Below are 1,358 nucleotides of genomic sequence, written 5' to 3' on the forward strand. Positions count from 1 at the left end.
GGTCGTGTCCCCAGTGATGGTGTAGCTCGGTAGAGCAAAGCCGTCCGCACGCGCGCCCTACAATAGCGCCGTAGCGGGCGGACGGCTTTGCGGTGGTCACCGGCGATTCGCCGGTAGGGTCGGGTTGCTGACACCAACCTGATTCGAGGAACCACCGATGACCGACGAGATGATGAACCTGCGGACGCTCGTGGAGAAGACCCCTGATGCGGATCTGCTGCGCGAGATGATCGGCTTTGCCGCCCAGCGCCTGATGGAGCTGGAAGTGGAAAGCCAGACCGGAGCCGCCTATGGCGAGAAGAGCCCCGAGCGCCTGGCCCAGCGCAACGGCTACCGCGACCGCATTTGGGAGACCCGCGCCGGCGCGGTCGAACTGCGCATCCCCAAGCTGCGCAAGGGCTCCTACTTCCCCGGCTTCCTGGAGCCCCGTCGCATGGCCGAGAAGGCGCTTACCGCGGTGGTGCAGGAAGCCTACGTGCAGGGCGTCTCGACCCGCTCGGTCGACGATCTCGTGCAGGCCATGGGCATGAGCGGCATCTCCAAGAGCCAGGTGAGCCGGCTCTGCGCCGAGATCGACGATAAGGTGAAGGCGTTCCTCGCCCGTCCGATCGAGGGCGACTGGCCGTATTTGTGGATCGACGCCACCTACGTGAAGGTGCGCCAGCAGGGCCGCATCGTCTCGGTCGCGGTGATTGTCGCGGTCGGCGTCAACAGTGACGGCCGGCGCGAAGTTCTCGGCATGGATATTGGCCCGTCCGAGGCCGAGACGTTCTGGACCGCGTTCCTGCGCAAGCTCGCGCGCCGCGGCCTACGCGGCGTCAAGCTGGTCGTGTCTGATGCCCATGAGGGCATCAAGGCCACCGTCGCCAAGGTGCTCAACGCCTCCTGGCAGCGTTGCCGCGTCCACTTCATGCGCAACGCGCTCGCGCATGCCGGCAAGAGCGGCCGGCGTGTCGTCTCCGCCTTCATCGCCACCGCGTTTGCCCAGGACGATGCCGAGGCCGCAAAGACCCAATGGCGAAAGGTCGCCGACCAGCTCCGCCCCAAGCTCCCCAAGCTCGCCGGCTTCCTCGACGAGGCCGAGACCGATGTGCTCGCCTACATGACCTTCCCGCCCCAGCATCGGACCAAGCTGCACTCGACCAACCCGATCGAGCGCCTCAACGGCGAGATCAAGCGCCGCACCGAGGTGGTCGGCATCTTCCCCAATGAGGACGCCATCGTTCGCCTCGTCGGTGCGATCCTGCTCGAGCAGAATGATGAATGGGCCGTCCAGCGCGCCCGCTACATGACGCTGGAAACCATCGCGCCGTTGAGCGATGATCCCGCCGTCAGCTTCCCGGCAATCGCCAGCTGAC

At 66.2% G+C, this 1,358-nt stretch carries 1 protein-coding gene; it reads left to right on the plus strand.

Annotated features, from left to right (window positions below):
• The first annotated feature begins 157 nt into the window (after positions 1–157).
• Positions 158–1,357 (plus strand): IS256 family transposase, encoded by a 1,200-nt coding sequence (locus tag MTR72_RS40175; RefSeq protein ID WP_280969244.1) that lies wholly within the window; start codon positions 158–160, stop codon positions 1,355–1,357.
• Position 1,358: the final 1 nt, after the last annotated feature.

The organism is Bradyrhizobium sp. ISRA442 (genome assembly GCF_038085055.1).
Classification (GTDB): Bacteria; Pseudomonadota; Alphaproteobacteria; order Rhizobiales; family Xanthobacteraceae; genus Bradyrhizobium.